This window comes from Streptomyces sp. NPDC057543 (assembly GCF_042801895.1).
In the GTDB taxonomy this organism is placed as follows: domain Bacteria; phylum Actinomycetota; class Actinomycetes; order Streptomycetales; family Streptomycetaceae; genus Streptomyces.
Genome location: NZ_JBHVFF010000180.1, coordinates 1 through 17,659, shown reverse-complemented (window position 1 = coordinate 17,659; position 17,659 = coordinate 1). Strand labels below are relative to the sequence as shown.

The following is a 17,659-nucleotide window of genomic DNA, read 5'->3' as shown; positions in this document are numbered from 1 at the left end:
GGCGGGGCTGGATACGTGCGGCGCCCACGCGGGCGATGGGCCTGTCCGGCGGATCGGGCCGGACAGGGCCCGGCTGTACGGGAACCGGCGTCCGTCAGGTATCGCCGGTTCCCGTACGGGCGGGAGCGGTCAGGTCGCTCCCGGTCGGGGGGCCGACGTCAGTCGGCGATGCGCGGCAGCGCGCGCGTGCGGCCCATCTCGCCCAGCCAGACGGCGGACGGCTTGGGCAGGCGCTCGAAGGTCTCCGGGTCCCAGCCGATCAGGCCGAAGGTCGGCTTGTAGGAGCCCCACTCGTAGTTGTCGAGCGCGCTCCAGGCCAGGTAGCCCTGGATGTTCAGGCCGTCCTGGAGCGCGGACGCGACCTCGTTCAGCGCACCGGTGTAGTAGTCCACGCGGCGGCTGTCGTCGTCGGTCGCGATGCCGTTCTCGGTCACGATCAGCGGCACGTCGTTCCCGAGAACCTCGGCGGTGTGGCGCAGCGCGTGGCCGACAGCGGAAGGGTAGTACTCCCACTGCGTGAGGGTGCGCTCGGCGTCGTCCGGCGTCGGGATGGGGCCTTCGGGTCCGATCTTGGTCCGGGTGTAGGACTGCACACCGATCCAGTCGTCACCGCGGGCGGCCTCGATGAAGACGTCCTCGCGGGGGTGACGGTAGGCCGCGGTGACCTCCTCGGCGCCGGGCAGGGCCTGGTAGACCTGGTTGGCGATGGTCCAGCCGACCCGGATGCCGGCGTTGATCGCCCGGACCTCCTTGACGGCCGCGTGGTGCGCGGCGATGACGGCCTCGGTGGTCTCGTCGTCGGGGGTCGGCAGACCGGCGGGCGGGAAGCTGTTGTCGCCGCGCTTGGCCTGGCCGGCCATGACGGCGATCATGTTCGGCTCGTTGATCGTGCAGACGTGGCTGACGCCCTCGGCGATCACCGGTGCGCAGGCGGCGACGTAGCGGGCGAAGAGCTCGACCGCGCCGTCGGCGGTCCAGCCGCCGCGCGCCTCGAACCACTGCGGCACGGTGAAGTGGTGCAGCGTGATCATGGGGCGCAGGCCGCGCTCGATGGCGCCCTCGACCATGCGGCGGTAGTGGGCGAGCTCGGCGCGGGAGAAGCGGCCCTCGGCCGGCTCGATGCGGGCCCACTCGATGGAGAACCGGTAGTCGGTGAAGCCGAGACCGGCCAGCGTGTCCATGTCCTCGTGCCAGCGGTGGTAGCTGTCGCAGGCGTCCAGGCTCGGCTCCTGGATGTGGGTGCCCGCGGCGTGCTCCTTGACCCACCAGTCGCTGTTGGTGTTGTTGCCCTCGATCTGGTGGGCGGCCGTGGAGGCGCCCCACAGGAAGCCTTCGGGGAACGGGACCTGGGTGTGAGTCATCGCAAACTGTCTTTCTGGTGCGTGAAGGGGTGTGGCCGGCGGGGTGCTGGGTGCGGCCTCGTACGTTTCGGGTGGGGCGGCCGGGTGGGCTACTTCATGCCCGCCGTGGCGATGCCCTGGGTGAAGTGCCGCTGGAGCGCGATGAAGACGACCAGGACCGGCAGCACGATCAGGAAGGACCCGGCCATCAGCATGCCGTTGGATCCGCCCGCCTTGTTGGGGTCGGTGGCGAAGGTGGCCAGCGCGACCGGAAGGGTGTACTTGTCGGGGTCGTTGGTCGCGATGAGCGGCCAGACGAAGTTGTTCCAGGAGCCCAGGAACGTGAAGATCGAGAGCGTCGCCAGGGCGGGCTTCACCAGCGGCATCACGATCCGCCAGAAGATGTACCACTCACCGGCGCCGTCCATCCGGGCCGCTTCCAGCAGCTCGTCCGGGATCGACTGCATGAACTGGCGCATCAGGAAGACACCGAAGGCTCCGGCGGCGAACGGCAGCACCAGGCCCGCGTACGAGTCGATCAGGTGCAACTTGCTCATCAGCACGAACAGCGGCAGCAGCATCAGGTTGCCGGGCACCATCAGGGCGCCGAGGACCAGGCCGAAGATCTTGTTGCGTCCGGCGAAGTTCAGCTTGGCCAGGGCGTACCCGAGCATCGAGCAGAACACCAGGTTCGAGACGGTGACCAGCACCGCCACGATCACCGAGTTCATGAAGTACAGCGGCAGATCGAGCTTGTCGAGCAGGTCCCGGAAGTTGTCCAGCGTCCACTCGGTCGGGATCCACACCGGCGGGCTCGCGGTCAGCTCCTGCGACGTCTTGAACGCCGAGAGGGCCATCCACAGGAACGGCGCCGACATGATCAGCAGACCGAGGGAGAGCAGGACGTAGACGAGGACGCGCTTCGGGTTGCGGGCCTTCTTCGCGCCGGACTCCGGTGCGTCCTGGGGCTTCTTCGCCGGCGCCGTCGAGACGGCGCCCGGTGCACTGGTGGCGCTCATTTCGTGTTGTCCTTCAGCAGTCGGAGCTGCAGCACCGTGATGCCCATGATCACTACGAAGAGGACATACGCCATGGCACTCGCATAGCCCATGTGGAAGAAGTTGAAGCCCTCGCGGTACATGTTCAGCGAGACGGTGAGCGTGGAGTCCGAGGGACCGCCCTGGGTCATCACGAACGGCTCCTCGAAGACATTGAGGTAGCCGATGGTGGTGATCACCGTGGCGTAGAGCAGCGTGGGCCGCAGCAGGGGCACGGTGATGCCCTTGAACTCCTGCCAGACGCCGGCGCCGTCCAGCCGCGCGGCTTCCCGCACTTCGGTGGGAATGGCCTGCAGACCGGCGATGAAGAGCACCATGACCGTACCGAGGTTGCGCCAGACCGCCATCGCGATCATCGAGGGCATGGCGAGCGTCTCGGAGCCCAGGAAGTCGGGCGAGGTGAGTCCCACTTCGGAGAAGAGCCCCGCGACGAGCCCGTCGCTCGGGTCGAGCACGAACCGCCAGACCACGGCGACCGCGACGATGGTCGTGACCACCGGTGCGTAGAAGCCGACGCGGAAGAAGGTCCGCGCCCGGTCGATGCCGTTGTTCAGCAGTACGGCGACGACCAGTCCGAGGAAGATCGTCAGCGGGACGCCGATCACCACGAAGTACGCCGTGTTGAACAGCGACTTGAGGAACTTGTCGTCGCTGAAGAGATTGACGTAGTTCTCGAAGCCGATGAAGTTCGCGTCCAGCGGGTGCGTGACATTGCGCAGCCCGAAGTCGGTGAAGCTCATCACCAGCGTCGCGAGGATCGGGAACGCCATGAAGACGAGGAAGAGGACGAGGAAGGGGGTGGAGAACAGCCAGCCGGCCACGTTCTGCACGCCCATCGACGACTTCTTGCCACCCCGGCGGCCTGCGGGCCCGGTGGCCGGGGACTCGGTGGTCCCCGGCCCGGCCTGCACCGTGGCCGACTCCGCGGCCTTTGAGGTCATGGTGCGCATGACTCCTACTTCACGAGGCCTTCGATTTCGGACTGGGCCGTCTTGAGCGCGTCCTCGGCGGACGCCTTGCCCTGGGTGACCTTGGCGATGGCCTGGTCGACCTTGTCGGTGATCTCGGTCCAGTTGGACAGCGACGGGGAGGACTTGGCCGTGTCCATCTGCTTCTTGAAGACCTGGAGGTCCGGGTCGGCGGCGAGGTCGCCGGAGGTCCAGGCGGCGGTGTTGGCCGGCAGGTCCTTGGTGCGCTTGTACCAGTCGGCCTGACCCTTGGTGTCCGTCAGGTACTTGATGAACTCGGTGGCGGCGGCCTTGTGCTTGCTGTCCTTGGAGACGACCAGGGAGGAACCGCCCGCCATGGAGACGGAGGCCTTGTCGGCGGGCACATTGGCCACCGCCCACTTGCCCTTGATCTGCGGCTGGCCCTCGTTCAGCAGGGTGACGTGCCAGGGGCCGCCGAAGAACATCGGGACGCGGCCGTTGCCGAAGTCCTTCACCACGTCGTAGCCGGGCTGCACGGACTTGTTGGAGAGCCCCTTGTCGAAGTACGAGCCGTACTCCTTGAGCGCCTTGACGGCCTCGGGGCTGTCGATGACGACCTCGCCCTTGTCGTTGACGATCTCGCCGCCGGCCGAGTACAGGAAGGAGTAGAAGTTCTGCACCGTGTCCAGGCCGCTCGGCTGGATGGACAGGCCCCACTTGGTTCCGGCCTTCTTCTGGTAGGCCGTGGCGAGGTCCTGCATCTCCTTCCAGTTGGTCGGAGCCTTGGTGATGCCGGCCTTCTCGGCCAGGTCGGTGCGGTAGTAGAGGACGCGGGTGTCGACGTACCACGGCACGCCGTACGCCTTGCCGTCCACCTCGCCCTGCTGCCAGCCGGAGTGGAAGAAGTCCTTCTCATTGAACGTCTTGGTGTCGACCGGCTCCAGAACGCCGAGCTCGGCGAACTCGCCCAGGTAGCTGCCGCCCATCTGCGCCACGTCCGGCAGGGTGCCGGCGGCGGCCGCGGAGACCAGCTTCTGGTGGGCGACGTCCCAGCCGACCGGGGTCACCTTCACGGTCACGTTCGGGTTGGCCTCGGTGTACTCCTTGGCCACATCCGCGAGCTTCTCGCCCTCGGCCCCCATGGCCCAGACGGTGAGCGTCTGCTTCTTGTCCGCGGCGACGTCGTCGCTGCCGGAACTGCCGCACGCGGTGAGACCGAAAGTGAGCGCGGCTGCGACTGCGATACCGATCGAGGCGTTTCTGGCGGTGCGGGGCATGGAGGGCTCCTCCTTGAGCAATCCTGATGTATGCGCTGCCTGTAAGCGCATACATCACTCTGCGGCAGAGATTCAGGAATCCGCAAGAGGGTGCTAGGTCACACTCGTGCAACGTGCTGGACATCTGAATGTTCGACTTGGCACGGTAAGCATGACGTTTGTGAAATTGGTAATGATGTGACCTATTTCGCGGCGTTGATCAGCGTGCTCGATGGTCTGCGCCGGCGCGGGCGGGGGCGATATTGTCGTGATCATGGCTCCGTTCGAACATGGCTTCCCCTTCGATCCGGCTTACGGGCGCACGCTCGACGACCTGCTGCTCATCCCCGCTCCCGCCGCCCCGGACGACTTCGACGCCTTCTGGCGGGCCCGGTACGAGGAGGCTCGCAAGGTCGCCACGGAGCCGGAGATCGGCCCGCTGGAGGACGAGCGTGACGGTGTACGGATTCACGGCGTGACGTTCACATCGGTGGGCGGGGTGCGGCTCGGGGGCTGGGTCGCGCTGCCGGCCGAGGGGGGCGCGGAGTACGGATTCGTCGTCGGGCACGGTTACGGAGGCCGGCAGGAGCCGGGCCCCGATGTGCCGCTGCCGTTGCCCCGGGCGGCGGCGATCCTGCCGTGCGTACGGGGCATGGGAGCGCGTGGCCTGCGTCCGGGTGTCCCGGACACGGCCGGCGGTCATGTGCTGCACGGCATCGAGTCGCGCGACACCTACGTCATCGGCGACTGCGTGGCGGACCTGTGGTGCGCGGCGTCGGCGCTGCACGAGCTGGTGCCGGAACTGACGCCCGGGGAGGGCGGCCCGCGGCTCGGATACCTCGGAGAGAGCTTCGGCGGCGGTCTCGGCGCGCTGGCTCTGCCCTGGGACGGCCGGTTCGGGGCCGCGCAGCTGACCGTGCCGACCTTCGGCAACCATCCGTTGCGGCTCACGCTGCCGTGCGTGGGCAGCGGGGAGGCGGTGCGGGGCTATCACCGGGAACACCCCGAGGTCACCGAAGTGCTGCGGTACTTCGACGCCGCCACGGCTGCGACCCGGCTGGAGCTGCCCACGCTGGTGGCTGCGGCGCTCTTCGATCCTTCGGTGCCGCCGCCGGGGCAGTTCGCCGTGCACAACGCGCTGGCGGGTGAGCGCGAGCTCCAGGTGCTGAGCGCGGGGCACTTCGAGTACGAGGGGCTGGCGGCGGAGACGGGGGAGCTGCGGGCGGCCCGACGGCGGTTCTTCGGGGCGCGGCTGGGGCGGTGAGGCGGGTTCGGGGCCTGCCCGGCAGATCAGGGCCTGGGCGGGCAGGTGCCGGGGCGGGCGGGCCCGTCAGCCGCAGCCGCAGCTCGCTCGGTGGATCAGGGAAACCGGGAGCATCAGCGAGACCGGCTCACGTCCGCTGTTGCCCAGCCGCTGCACCAGCAACTCGACGGCCTGCTCGCCGAGTTGGCGGATCGGCTGGCGTACGGTCGTGAGTGAGGGGCGCACGATCCGGCTGAGCGGAATCCCGTCGAAGCCGGTCACCGCGATGTCCTCGGGCACCCGCACCCCGCGCCGTTCCAGTGCGCGCAACGCGCCCACCGCCATCTGGTCGTTGGCGAACAGCATGCCCTGCGGCCACTCGGAGTCCCGGTCGAGCAGCGCTTCCGCGGCCCGCGCGCCCTCGGGCTGGGTCATCATCTCGACCCGCAGATCCGGCTCGTCCGGTACCGGCAGCCCGGCGTCGGCGCACGCCTCCTGGAAGCCGTGGAACCGTGCCTCGGCGTCCGGGGAGTCGGCGTTGCCCCCGACGAAGGCGAGCCGGCGCAGCCCGTGGTCCTCGATCAGGTGGCGCGTCAGTTCGCGCTCCCCGTCGGCGTTCGCGACGACGATGTGATCGAGATGGTCGATCTCGCGAGGTCCGGCGAGCATCACCACCGGCAGGCGGCGCGATATCACTTCGAGGTCCTCGGTCGGCACGGTCCGCGCCAGTACAGCGAAGCCGTCGACCCGTCCCGCGACCTTCGCGACGCTCTCCGGTCCGCCCTCCAGAGAGGCGGCGATCAGCAGCGCGTATCCGTGCCGACGCGCCGCACGTTCCATGCCGCGGATGATCTGGTCGGAGTAGAGCATCACCGCGTCGTCGGCGTCGCTGTCGGCCTCCGCGTCGGCCTCGGCGTCGGGATCGGCCATGTCGGGGAAGCAGAGACCGAGTACGCCAGTGGTCCGGCTGGCCAGGCCGCGGGCATTGCCACTGGGTACGTAACCGAGCTGGCGGGCGGCTTCCAGGACCCGCTCGCGGGTTTGGGCACGCACCGAATCGGGGGTGCGGTAGACCCGCGAGACCGTGGCAATGGAGACGCCCGACCGCTCGGCGACGTCGTACACCGTTGGGGCGCTCACTCGACCGACCGTCCGCTTCTTCTTCCGTACCCAAGCACCTGCTGTTGCACGTACCACCCTGTTTTGAAAGCGCATTCACCCTAGATCGCGGGCCGTGTGACGAGCAAGACCGACCCCGGTCCCTGGCCGAAAAATAGACAGGCAACCTTGCAAGGTGGCCTGTCTGTCTTCTACGCTGGAGGTGTGCCGGAACCAACCGAGGCCATGCCCGCCGACCCTCACGCCGAGCTCGGCGCCGAGCAGCTGGCGACGCAGCTCACCGCAGTGGTCAGCCGCCTGATCCGGCGGCTGCGCACCACCTCGTCGGACAGCCTGCTCACGCCGACGCAGCGCTCGGTGCTCGCCAGACTGGAGGGTGAGGGCCCGGCCACCACGGCCGCGCTGGCCCGTGCCGAGTACGTGCGTCCGCAGTCCATGCGGCTGACACTCGGCGCACTGGAGAGCCAGGGGCTCGTCGAGCGGGCACCCGATCCGGCCGACGGCCGGAAATCGGTGATGTCGATCACGGAGACCGGACTCACGACGCTCGCCGCGGTCCGGGCCGCCAAGCACAACTGGCTCGCCGAGGCCATCGCCACTGAGCTCGACGGGGCCGAACGCCGCACGGTCGCCGAGGCCGCCGATCTGCTCGACCGACTGGTCGGGAAGTGACCGGCCGACCGCCCGGCCGGGCGGCACCCCCGGAAGCGATACGGGGGGGCGGCGCCGCTTCCCGTGCCCGCACCGGTGACGGCACTCGCACCCGCTCGCTGCTCGGCGCCCGTACGAAGGGCATCCGCGGACCACTCACGCCGGCCTGCGTGCTGCTCACCGGTGCCGGGACGCCGGCGTCCTTTTCCGGCTCCACCCCGCTGGCCGTACTGCTGCTCGCCGGGGCCTGCTCCGGCATCCCGCAGGGGCTGATCGGTACGAGCAACCAGGCCGCCGTCCAGGCGTACGCCCCGCCCGAGAGCATCGGCTCCGCCGCCGGACTTCAGCGCGCCGCCCAGTACATCGGGGCCATCGCCGCATCGAGCCTGATCGCCCTCGCCCACGGCCAGTCGGCGAGCAACGGCGGGCTCCACCTCATGGCAGCGGTCTCCGTCGTACTCGGCCCGCCGCTGATCGTCCTGACCGTCGCCGACCGCGCCCTGCGCACCCGTAACTGAACCCGTTCCCACCCCCGAGTGCACAGGAGCACCACCATGACCGCCACCACCCTGGACCCCAAGACCGCCCTGGTCGTCGTCGACCTGCAGAAGGGCATCGTCGGACTGCCCACCGTCCACCCCGCCGCCGACATCGTCGCGAACTCCGCGACCCTCGCCGACGCCTTCCGCGCCAAGGGCCTTCCGGTCGTCCTGGTCCGCGTCACCGGCGGCGCCCCCGGTCGCACCGAGACGCCCAGGCCCTCCGGCACGCCCGCCGCCGACTGGGCCGAGATCGTCTCCGAGCTCGGACCGCGCGAGGGCGACATCGTCGTCACCAAGCAGCAGTGGGGAGCCTTCTACGGCACCGACCTCGACCTCCAGCTGCGTCGCCGCGGCGTCACCCAGGTCGTCGTCACGGGCGTGGCGACCAGTATCGGCGTCGAGTCCACCGCCCGCGCCGCCCACGAGCACGGCTACCACGTGACCGTCGCCACGGACGCGGTCACCGACATGGACGCCGATGCCCACCGCAACAGCGTCGAGAAGATCTTCCCGCGCCTCGGCGAGACGGACGCCACCGAGGCGATCGTCAAGCTGCTCGGCTGACCTCGCTCACGCCCGGCCCGACGCCCGGCCTCGCCCCCGGTCTCACGCCCGGCCTCCGCCCGGCCTCACGACCGGTCCCCGCGCCGGCCGATCTTGTTCCCCAGCCACACCAGCGGGTCGTACTTGCGGTCCACGGCCCGTTCCTTCAGCGGGATCAGCGCGTTGTCGGTGATCCTGATGTGTTCGGGGCACACCTCTGTACAGCACTTCGTGATGTTGCAGTACCCCAGCCCGTGCTCCTCCTGCGCCGTCGCCTTCCGGTCGAGTCCCGACTCGGCGGCGGCGTCCAGGGGGTGCATGTCCAGTTCGGCGATCCGCATCAGGAAGCGCGGCCCGGCGAACGCCTCCTTGTTCTCCTCGTGGTCGCGCACCACATGGCAGGTGTCCTGGCACAGGAAGCACTCGATGCACTTGCGGAACTCCTGCGAGCGGTCCACGTCGACCTGCTGCATCCGGTAGTCGCCCGCCTTCACCCCTTCCGGGGGTACGAAGGCGGGCACTTCCCGTGCCTTGGCGTAGTTGAACGTCACGTCCGTCACCAGATCCCGGACGACCGGGAAGGCCCGCAACGGGGTGACGGTGATCGTCTCCTCGCGGTCGAACACCGACATCCGCGTCATGCACATCAGCCGCGGCCTGCCGTTGATCTCCGCGCTGCACGAACCGCACTTGCCCGCCTTGCAGTTCCAGCGCACCGCGAGATCGCCCGCCTGGGTCGACTGGATCCGGTGGATGATGTCGAGGACGACCTCTCCGTCGTTCACCTCGACCTCGAAGTCCGCCAGACCACCGCCGTCCGGATTCCCGCGCCACACCCTGAACCGCGCGTTGTAGCCGCTCACTTGTCCAGCTCCTCTTCGGCCAGGTACTTGACCAGCTCCTCCTTCTCGAAGAGGGCGAGCAGGTCAGGGCGGATGGGTTCGGTCGTCTTCCGTACGAGTTCGATCCGGCCGCCCGACGCGCCTTCGGCGGCCTCGTCGGCGAGCCGGCACAGCAGATTGGCCGGGCGCCAGGAGCGCTCCATCGTCGGGCAGTCCTCGCGGGTGTGGCCGCCCCGGCTCTCCGTGCGCTCCAGTGCGGCCCGGGCGACGCACTCGCTGACCAGCAGCATGTTCCGCAGGTCCAGGGCGAGGTGCCAGCCCGGGTTGAACTGCCGGTGCCCCTCGACGGCGGCGCGCCGTGCCCGTACCCGCAGCGTGGCCAGCTTCTCCAGGGCCTGTTCCATCTCGGGCGCCCGCCGGATGATGCCGACCAGGTCGTTCATCGTCCGCTGGAGTTCCTGGTGGAGGGTGTACGGATTCTCCACGGATTCCCCGGGCCCGTCGGGCGTGTCCGGTCCCTCGGCCGTGTCCGGCTCCCCGGCGCTGAACGGACGCAGGGCCTCCGCCGCCGCCGCGTCGATCTGCTCCTCGTCCACCACCGGTGGGGTACCGATGGCGTTCGCGTACTCGGCGGCGTGCAGCCCGGCCCGCCGTCCGAAGACCAGCAGGTCGGAGAGGGAGTTCCCGCCGAGCCGGTTGGAGCCGTGCATGCCGCCCGCGACCTCGCCCGCCGCGTACAGACCGGGCACGGCCACGGCGGCCGCGGTGTCGGAGTCGACGGCGATCCCGCCCATCACGTAGTGACAGGTCGGCCCGACCTCCATCGCCTCCGCCGTGATGTCGACGTCCGCCAGCTCCTTGAACTGGTGGTACATCGAGGGCAGCCGGCGCCGGATCGTCTCCGCGGGCATCCGGGTCGACACGTCCAGGAACACCCCGCCGTGCGGTGAGCCCCGGCCCGCCTTCACCTCGGAATTGATGGCCCGGGCGACCTCGTCGCGCGGCAGCAGTTCGGGCGGGCGGCGGTTGTGGTCCGGGTCCTCGTACCAGCGGTCGCCCTCCTCCTCCGACTGTGCGTACTTCTCCTTGAACACATCGGGGACGTAGTCGAACATGAACCGCTTGCCCTCGGAGTTGCGCAGCACCCCGCCGTCCCCGCGCACCGATTCCGTGACGAGGATGCCCTTCACGGACGGCGGCCAGACCATGCCGGTCGGATGGAACTGCACGAACTCCATGTTCAGCAGCGGTGCGCCCGCCAGCAGGGCGAGGGCGTGGCCGTCGCCGGTGTACTCCCAGGAGTTCGACGTCACCTTGAACGACTTGCCGATGCCGCCGGTGGCGAGGACGACCGCAGGTGCTTCCAGCACGAAGAAGCGGCCGGACTCGCGCTCGTAGCAGAAGGTGCCGGAGACCCTCCCCCCGAGCCTTCGGCCGGGGGGGACCCCCACCTCGCTTCGCTCCCCATCCTTGAGGACGCGGGTGACGGTGCACTCCTGGAAGACCTTCAACCGGGCTTCGTAGTCGCCGAGTTCGCGGTAGTCCTCCTGTTGCAGCGAGACGATCTTCTGCTGGAGGGTGCGGATCAGTTCGAGGCCGGTACGGTCCCCGACGTGCGCGAGACGCGGGTACTCGTGGCCGCCGAAGTTGCGCTGGGAGATCTTCCCCTCCGGCGTACGGTCGAAGAGCGCACCCCAGGTCTCCAGCTCCCAGACCCGGTCGGGCGCCTCCTTGGCGTGCAGTTCCGCCATCCGCCACTGATTGAGGAACTTCCCGCCGCGCATGGTGTCGCGGAAGTGCACCTGCCAGTTGTCCCCGGAGTTCACATTGCCCATGGAGGCGGCGATTCCGCCCTCCGCCATGACGGTGTGCGCCTTGCCGAAGAGCGATTTGCAGATGACCGCGGTACGGGCACCGCGCTCCCGCGCCTCGATGGCGGCGCGCAGCCCGGCGCCTCCGGCACCGACCACGACGACGTCCCACTGCTGCCGTTCGAGCTCTGTCATTCAGAAAAACCTCGGATCGTCGAAGGCGCCGGAGGCGACGAGATAGACGTAGAAGTCGGCGAGCGCCACGCTGATCAGGGAGGCCCAGGCGAGCAGCATGTGCCGGGCGTTCAGCCGGCCCACCCAGCCCCACAGCCGGTAGCGCACGGGGTGCTTGGAGAAGTGCCGCAGCCGGCCGCCGATGATGTGCCGGCAGGAGTGGCAGGACAGGGTGTACGCCCAGATCAGGGTGATGTTGACCAGGAAGATCAGCGAGCCGAGGCCCATGTGGCCCCAGGCGTAGTGCTCGTCGCGGAAGGAGAGCACGGTGTCGTACGTGAGTATCCCGGCGACCGGCACCGCGGCGTAGAAGAAGTACCGGTGGATGTTCTGCATGATCAGCGGGAAGCGGGTCTCGCCGGTGTACGTGGTGTGCGGCTCGGCGACCGCGCAGGCCGGGGGCGACGCCCAGAAGCCCCGGTAATAGGCCTTGCGGTAGTAGTAGCAGGTCAGCCGGAAGCCCAACGGGAAGACCAGGATCAGCAGCGAGGGGGAGAGGCCCCACCAGCTCCCGAAGAGCTCCCAGTTCGGGCCGTGCCGCATGGGGGCGCAGTTCTCCGCCAGGCAGGGCGAGTAGAACGGCGACACATAGGGGGCCGCGTAGTAGTCGGCGTTCGAGAAGGCCCGCCACGTCGAGTAGACGATGAAGGCGAGCAGCCCCCCGGCGGACGTCGCGGGCGCCAGCCACCAGCGGTCGGTGCGCAGGTGGCGGGCGGCGATGGCGGCCCGGGAGGCGTGGTGGACGCCCGCCGCGCCCTTCGGGTGAGGTGGTTGTGTACCTGTTCCTGTTTCCGTACCGGTGGCCAAGGAACTCTCCTAGGGGGCGTGCCGGCCCCGGACGCCCAGACCTTCGTCGTCCGAGTCCGTCCACAGGGTGGCGTCGTACGGCGTTTCGCTGATCGTGATGACGCCGTCGACGGGACCGGTGCGGTCGGCGGCTTCGAGCGGCGCCGGCCCGGCTTCCGTCGCGCGCAGTTGCGCGAGGCTCCGCTCCAGTCGGCCGACGGTGCGGACCAGGTCGTCGAGACAGTGCTGAATTGCCGTCAATTCGTCGTGCAGTGACATGACTTGCTCTCACTTCCGCAGTCGCGGGCGGTCATGTTCATGCGCCTGAGAGTGTCGCGCGTCACACCTCCGTTGGGAAGGGTGCGGGCCCTTCCGGTCTCCCGGGGCCGCTCCGCCGCACGGGTGAGGTTCGGGAGGCGCTGCGCCGTGTCTGCGCCGCCTCTCGCGCGAGGGCGCCTTCAGTGGAGGAACGGAATCGGTGTGATCAACTGCATATGCCACTAAAAAGCACAATCCGGTCCACCCCGGTGCGGGTGGACCGGGCCGGCCTCGGAGGTATCAGCCATGTCCCACGTCGGCGTCCCGCGGGGGACGGCCCGAAAGCGCCGCTCGCTCGCGCTCCTCACGACGGGTGTGCTGACGCTCCCCGTGCTGGCCGGCTGCACCTCCGACGACAGCGGCACCACCGCCGCCGCGGCCCCGCAGGACATCGCGGTCACGGCCCGGAACCTGGTCGCGGCGGGCGGCAGGGCCACCTGGGCGATCGATGCCGTGCCCGCCACCCTCAACGCCTTCCAGGCCGACGCCGACAGCGCCACCACCCGCATCACCGGCGCCCTGCTGCCGACGCTCTTCCCGCTGGACGCCCAGGGCAGGCCGCAACTCGACACGGACTATCTGAAGTCCGCGAAGGTGGTCGAGCGCGAGCCCAAGCAGGTGGTGCTCTACCGGCTCAACCAGCGGGCGGTGTGGAGCGACGGCCGGGCGATCGAGGCGTCGGACTTCGTCGCCCAGTGGCGGGCGCTGAACGGCAAGGACTCGGCGTACTGGACCGCCCGCAACGCCGGCTACGAGCGGATCGAGAAGATCGAGCGCGGCAACGACGCGCAGGAGGTACGGGTCACCTTCGCCAAGCCGTACGCGGACTGGCGCTCGCTCTTCTCCCCGCTGTACCCGAAGGAGGTGACGGGCACCCCGGGCACCTTCAACGACGGGGCGCGGACCACGCTCAAGGCCACCGCGGGACCGTTCCGGCTGCGCGGCGTGGACCCGGAGACCGGCGAGGTCACCCTGGACCGCAATCCGCGCTGGTGGGGGAGCCCGGCCAAGCTCGACACGCTGGTCTTCCGGGCCGTCAAGCCGCAGGACCGCACCCAGGCGCTGACCGAGGGGAAGATCGACGTCGCGGACATCGACGCCGCGGCGGCGCACCGCATCGTGCAGGCGGCCCGTGACAAGGGCGGGAACGGGCAGCCGCTCGCCCAGGGCCCCGGCTCCGGGAGCGGCCCGGCCGCCGCACTGCGCTCCTGGGCCGAGGCGCACGGCTCGGACGAGACGGTGGCGGCGGCCGCGCAGGCGGCCAGGGAGAAGAACCGGGCAGCCGCCGAGGCGTACGCGGCCGAGCAGAGCAAGCTGCGCGCGTACGTGGTCCGCAAGTCGCTGGAGCCCGCCTACACCCAGCTCGCGCTGAACGGCGAGTCCGGGCCGCTCGCCGACGACCGGGTACGCCGGGCGGTCGCCCGGGCCCTGAACCGCCAGGAACTCGCCGACACCGTACTCAAACCCCTCGGCCTGCCCGCCGCACCGCTCGGCAGCCACGTGGCCCTGGCCGGGCAGCCGGCGTACAAGGACAGCAGCGGCGCACTCGGCGGGCACGACGCCGACGAGGCGCGGGCGCTGCTGGCCGACGCGGGCTGGACGCGGGAGGGCGCGGTCAAGAAGCCGGACGGCACCAAGGCGGGCGGCGAGGCCGGGAAGAAGGGCGAGAAGGACAAGGACGCCGCCGGGAAGGACGACAAGGCGGCCACGCCCGGGAAGCAGGGCGAGCCCGACGACAACAAGCCGGTCACCGGAACCGACACCGGCACCGGAACCGACGGCGGGAGCAAGCCCGACGACAACAAGCCCGATGACAACAAGCCCGGTGACCGCAACGGGCCGCGCAACGCCCCCCAGGCCCTCGCCCCCGCCTCCGCCGCCGCGTTCCACAGCGCCGCCCTGCTGCGCCAAGCCGGGCGCCTGGCCGGGACCGGCACCTCCGAGGACGCCGCCGCCAAGGTCGCCGGCCAGGACAAGCGGACGGGCGGCGCCACCGGTGCGTACGCCCCCGCGGGCACCGCGGCCCCCGCCCAGGCCCCCGACGCGCGCCGCGGCCCGCTCGGCAAGGACGGCAAGACGCTGACCCTGCGCTTCGTCCTGCCGTCCGGTCCCGGCTCCGAGCCGCTGCGTGCCGTCGGGAACAAGATCTCGGCGATGCTCGATTCGATCGGCATCGGTACATCGATCACCAAGGTCGCCGACGACAGCTACTTCAAGGACCACATCGCCTCCGGCGACTACGACCTGGCCCTCTACTCCTGGCCCGCCACCGCCTACCCGGCGACCGACGACCGCCCGATCTTCGCCAAGCCGGTACCCGCCACCGACGGCTCGCTGCTGGTCGAGCAGAACTACACCCGCGTCGGTACGGACCACATCGACCAGCTCTTCGACCAGGCGGCCGCGGAGCTCGACGAGGGGGCCGCCCGGGATCTGATGAAGCAGGCCGACGCCCGGATCTGGGCCGCCGCCGGATCAATTCCGCTTTACCAGCGCCCGCAGCTCGTGGCCACGAACAAGAAGCTGGCGAACGTCGGCGCCTTCGGCTTCGGGGCACCCCACTACCAGGACATCGGCTTCAAGATGCCGCAGTCCGCCGGAGCCCCGGCAGGCAAGAAGAAGTAGCAGGTCAGAACGGCGCCAGAAGCTCAGAACTGGCTCAAGTCCCTTGCCCGCCGGACTCCCCGGCGGGCAAGGTCGGGTACGAGCCGGACCCGAGCCGATTGCCCCCGCCCGCCCCCCACGGGATCTTGCGGAGCCCCACGGATCCCCCCACGGATCCCTCCGCATCCCCCCTTTTTCCCGCCCTCGGCATCCCCTTTTCGCACCCTGCGCACCCACCCGGCGCGGTCCGGATACCGAGGCGGGCAACGAGGTAAGGACTGCCGAATTCCGGTTGAAGAGTGGTTGAAGAGCGGTCTCGCGGATCGGGCCGGGAAGCCCCGGACGCGCCAGCCCCGTACCATGGTGGGTAGCCGTGGCGCGTCCGCCCGGCGGGCGTACGAGGACCCGAGAGCGACTGAGACGCCTGATCCCACGATCCGAGAGAAGCGCAAGCCACCCAATGCCCACGCGCCACGACATCCGTAACGTAGCCATCGTCGCCCACGTCGACCACGGCAAGACCACGCTGGTCGACGCCATGCTGAGGCAGGCCGGCGCCTTCGCCGCGCACGCCGCCGAGAACCTCGACGAACGCATGATGGACTCGAACGACCTGGAGCGTGAGAAGGGCATCACGATCCTCGCCAAGAACACGGCGGTGAAGTATCACCCCAAGGACGGCGGGGACCCGATCACGATCAACATCATCGACACCCCCGGCCACGCCGACTTCGGCGGCGAGGTCGAGCGCGGTCTGTCGATGGTGGACGCGGTCGTGCTGCTCGTCGACGCCTCCGAAGGCCCGCTCCCGCAGACCCGCTTCGTGCTGCGCAAGGCGCTCGCCGCGAAGATGCCGGTCATCCTCTGCATCAACAAGACGGACCGCCCCGACTCCCGGATCGCCGAGGTCGTCGACGAGACGTACGACCTGTTCCTGGACCTGGACGCGGACGAGGACCAGATCGAGTTCCCGATCGTCTACGCCTGCGCCCGTGACGGCGTCGCCTCGCTGACCAAGCCGGAGGACGGCACCGTCCCGCCGGACAGCGACAACCTGGAGCCGTTCTTCTCCACCATCCTGTCGCACGTCCCGGCCCCGGAGTACGACGACGAGGCCCCGCTGCAGGCCCACGTCACCAACCTGGACGCCGACAACTTCCTCGGCCGTATCGCGCTCTGCCGCGTCGAGCAGGGCGAGCTGCGCAAGGGCCAGACCGTCACCTGGATCAAGCGCGACGGCACGATGTCCAACGTCCGTATCACCGAACTGCTGATGACCGAGGCGCTCACCCGCAAGGCGGCCGAGAAGGCGGGCCCGGGCGACATCTGCGCCATCGCCGGTATCCCGGACATCATGATCGGCGAGACCCTGGCCGACCCCGAGAACCCGATCGCGCTGCCGCTGATCACGGTCGACGAGCCGGCCATCTCGATGACCATCGGTACGAACACCTCGCCGCTCGTCGGCAAGGGCGGCAAGGGCCACAAGGTCACCGCCCGCCAGGTGAAGGACCGCCTCGACCGCGAGCTGATCGGTAACGTCTCGCTCCGCGTCCTGGACACCGAGCGCCCCGACGCCTGGGAGGTCCAGGGCCGCGGTGAGCTCGCGCTGGCCATCCTCGTCGAGCAGATGCGCCGTGAGGGCTTCGAGCTCACGGTCGGCAAGCCGGAGGTCGTCACCAAGCAGGTCGACGGCAAGACGCACGAGCCGATCGAGCGCATGACGATCGACTCCCCCGAGGAGCACCTCGGCGCGATCACCCAGCTGATGGCGACCCGCAAGGGCCGTATGGAGACCATGACGAACCACGGTTCGGGCTGGGTCCGCATGGAGTGGATCGTCCCGTCCCGCGGCCTCATCGGCTTCCGTACGGAGTTCCTGACGCAGACCCGCGGCACGGGCATCGCGCACTCCATCTTCGAGGGCCACGAGCCGTGGTTCGGCGAGCTGCGCACCCGCCACAACGGCTCGCTGGTCGCCGACCGCGCGGGCTCCGTGACGCCGTTCGCGATGGTCAACCTCCAGGAGCGCGGTGTCATCTTCACCGAGGCCGGCACCGAGGTCTACGAGGGCATGATCGTCGGAGAGAACTCCCGCGCCGACGACATGGACGTGAACATCACCAAGGAGAAGAAGCTCACCAACATGCGTGCGGCTTCCGCGGACACCACGGAGAACGTGGTGCCGGCCCGCAAGCTCTCCCTGGAGCAGTCCCTGGAGTTCTGCCGCGAGGACGAGTGCATCGAGGTGACCCCGGAGACGGTCCGTATCCGCAAGGTCGTCCTTGACCAGAAGGAGCGCGGCCGCGCCGCTTCGCGCGCCAAGCGCTGACCCGCGCACCCGCGCCCGTCACCTGAGGCCCGGCCTCCCGCACACCGTGCT

Annotated in this window: 14 protein-coding genes and 1 pseudogene; 6 read left to right on the top strand and 9 right to left on the bottom strand. The window is 69.6% G+C overall.

Annotated features, from left to right (window positions below):
* Window positions 1-158: 158 nt before the first annotated feature.
* From ACFU8Q_RS26615 to ACFU8Q_RS26600, 4 genes are all read right to left on the bottom strand, one after another.
* A complete protein-coding gene (locus tag ACFU8Q_RS26615; RefSeq protein WP_384458174.1) occupies window positions 159-1,361 on the bottom strand; it encodes a glycoside hydrolase family 1 protein in 1,203 nt (400 codons plus the stop codon).
* A gap of 89 nt (window positions 1,362-1,450) precedes the next feature.
* The gene (locus ACFU8Q_RS26610) at window positions 1,451-2,359 is read right to left on the bottom strand and encodes a carbohydrate ABC transporter permease (RefSeq protein WP_266748321.1); all 909 of its coding nucleotides are present in this window, start codon (window positions 2,357-2,359) and stop codon (window positions 1,451-1,453) included.
* Window positions 2,356-3,348, bottom strand: a complete 993-nt coding sequence (locus ACFU8Q_RS26605) for a carbohydrate ABC transporter permease (protein ID WP_384458172.1) — start codon at window positions 3,346-3,348, stop codon at window positions 2,356-2,358. The genes ACFU8Q_RS26610 and ACFU8Q_RS26605 overlap by 4 nt, the downstream gene beginning before the upstream one ends.
* 5 nt (window positions 3,349-3,353) lie before the next feature.
* Window positions 3,354-4,604 (bottom strand): sugar ABC transporter substrate-binding protein, encoded by a 1,251-nt coding sequence (locus ACFU8Q_RS26600; protein ID WP_384458170.1) that lies wholly within the window; start codon window positions 4,602-4,604, stop codon window positions 3,354-3,356.
* 253 nt (window positions 4,605-4,857) lie between these two features.
* Between ACFU8Q_RS26600 and ACFU8Q_RS26595 the strand changes: the two genes are divergently transcribed.
* Window positions 4,858-5,847 carry an acetylxylan esterase gene (locus ACFU8Q_RS26595; RefSeq protein WP_384458168.1) on the top strand — a complete coding sequence of 330 codons (990 nt, stop codon included), beginning with the start codon at window positions 4,858-4,860 and terminating at the stop codon, window positions 5,845-5,847.
* A gap of 66 nt (window positions 5,848-5,913) precedes the next feature.
* On the opposite strand, the gene ACFU8Q_RS26590 is transcribed toward ACFU8Q_RS26595, so the two are convergent.
* Window positions 5,914-6,966 (bottom strand): LacI family DNA-binding transcriptional regulator, encoded by a 1,053-nt coding sequence (locus ACFU8Q_RS26590; protein WP_384458166.1) that lies wholly within the window; start codon window positions 6,964-6,966, stop codon window positions 5,914-5,916.
* Between the two features lie 204 nt (window positions 6,967-7,170).
* Between ACFU8Q_RS26590 and ACFU8Q_RS26585 the strand changes: the two genes are divergently transcribed.
* From ACFU8Q_RS26585 to ACFU8Q_RS26575, 3 genes and pseudogenes are all read left to right on the top strand, one after another.
* A complete protein-coding gene (locus ACFU8Q_RS26585; RefSeq protein ID WP_384458176.1) occupies window positions 7,171-7,617 on the top strand; it encodes a MarR family winged helix-turn-helix transcriptional regulator in 447 nt (148 codons plus the stop codon).
* A gap of 95 nt (window positions 7,618-7,712) precedes the next feature.
* Window positions 7,713-8,114: pseudogene (locus ACFU8Q_RS26580) on the top strand (MFS transporter); the annotation flags it as partial.
* A 36-nt stretch (window positions 8,115-8,150) separates the two neighbouring features.
* Window positions 8,151-8,702, top strand: a complete 552-nt coding sequence (locus tag ACFU8Q_RS26575) for an isochorismatase family protein (RefSeq protein WP_384458164.1) — start codon at window positions 8,151-8,153, stop codon at window positions 8,700-8,702.
* A 65-nt stretch (window positions 8,703-8,767) separates the two neighbouring features.
* Here ACFU8Q_RS26575 and ACFU8Q_RS26570 read toward each other — a convergent pair whose 3' ends face one another.
* The 4 genes from ACFU8Q_RS26570 to ACFU8Q_RS26555 are packed head-to-tail and all read right to left on the bottom strand — an operon-like array spanning window position 8,768 to window position 12,633.
* Window positions 8,768-9,544 (bottom strand): succinate dehydrogenase/fumarate reductase iron-sulfur subunit, encoded by a 777-nt coding sequence (locus ACFU8Q_RS26570; RefSeq protein ID WP_384458162.1) that lies wholly within the window; start codon window positions 9,542-9,544, stop codon window positions 8,768-8,770.
* Window positions 9,541-11,529, bottom strand: a complete 1,989-nt coding sequence (locus ACFU8Q_RS26565) for a fumarate reductase/succinate dehydrogenase flavoprotein subunit (protein ID WP_384458160.1) — start codon at window positions 11,527-11,529, stop codon at window positions 9,541-9,543. Before ACFU8Q_RS26565 ends, ACFU8Q_RS26570 begins: the two co-directional genes overlap by 4 nt.
* Complete coding sequence (locus ACFU8Q_RS26560; RefSeq protein WP_384458158.1) at window positions 11,530-12,375, bottom strand: hypothetical protein; 846 nt, start codon at window positions 12,373-12,375, stop codon at window positions 11,530-11,532.
* Between the two features lie 9 nt (window positions 12,376-12,384).
* Window positions 12,385-12,633 (bottom strand): hypothetical protein, encoded by a 249-nt coding sequence (locus tag ACFU8Q_RS26555; RefSeq protein ID WP_384458156.1) that lies wholly within the window; start codon window positions 12,631-12,633, stop codon window positions 12,385-12,387.
* Between the two features lie 285 nt (window positions 12,634-12,918).
* Here ACFU8Q_RS26555 and ACFU8Q_RS26550 point away from each other — a divergent pair, with 285 nt between their 5' ends.
* Window positions 12,919-15,297: an ABC transporter family substrate-binding protein gene (locus ACFU8Q_RS26550; protein WP_384458154.1), complete on the top strand. Its 2,379-nt coding sequence runs from the start codon at window positions 12,919-12,921 to the stop codon at window positions 15,295-15,297.
* 439 nt (window positions 15,298-15,736) lie between these two features.
* The gene (gene typA, locus ACFU8Q_RS26545; protein ID WP_384458152.1) at window positions 15,737-17,608 is read left to right on the top strand and encodes a translational GTPase TypA; all 1,872 of its coding nucleotides are present in this window, start codon (window positions 15,737-15,739) and stop codon (window positions 17,606-17,608) included.
* The last annotated feature ends 51 nt before the right edge of the window (window positions 17,609-17,659 follow it).

Bases quoted from the DNA above. Each gene is read 5' to 3' on its own strand.
- ACFU8Q_RS26615 (WP_384458174.1), bottom strand. From the start codon at position 1,361: ATGACTCACACCCAGGTCCCGTTCCCCGAAGGCTTCCTGTGGGGCGCC.
- ACFU8Q_RS26610 (WP_266748321.1), bottom strand. From the start codon at position 2,359: ATGAGCGCCACCAGTGCACCGGGCGCCGTCTCGACGGCGCCGGCGAAG.
- ACFU8Q_RS26605 (WP_384458172.1), bottom strand. From the start codon at position 3,348: ATGCGCACCATGACCTCAAAGGCCGCGGAGTCGGCCACGGTGCAGGCC.
- ACFU8Q_RS26600 (WP_384458170.1), bottom strand. From the start codon at position 4,604: ATGCCCCGCACCGCCAGAAACGCCTCGATCGGTATCGCAGTCGCAGCC.
- ACFU8Q_RS26595 (WP_384458168.1), top strand. From the start codon at position 4,858: ATGGCTCCGTTCGAACATGGCTTCCCCTTCGATCCGGCTTACGGGCGC.
- ACFU8Q_RS26585 (WP_384458176.1), top strand. From the start codon at position 7,171: ATGCCCGCCGACCCTCACGCCGAGCTCGGCGCCGAGCAGCTGGCGACG.
- ACFU8Q_RS26575 (WP_384458164.1), top strand. From the start codon at position 8,151: ATGACCGCCACCACCCTGGACCCCAAGACCGCCCTGGTCGTCGTCGAC.
- ACFU8Q_RS26565 (WP_384458160.1), bottom strand. From the start codon at position 11,529: ATGACAGAGCTCGAACGGCAGCAGTGGGACGTCGTCGTGGTCGGTGCC.
- ACFU8Q_RS26555 (WP_384458156.1), bottom strand. From the start codon at position 12,633: ATGTCACTGCACGACGAATTGACGGCAATTCAGCACTGTCTCGACGAC.
- ACFU8Q_RS26550 (WP_384458154.1), top strand. From the start codon at position 12,919: ATGTCCCACGTCGGCGTCCCGCGGGGGACGGCCCGAAAGCGCCGCTCG.
- typA (WP_384458152.1), top strand. From the start codon at position 15,737: ATGCCCACGCGCCACGACATCCGTAACGTAGCCATCGTCGCCCACGTC.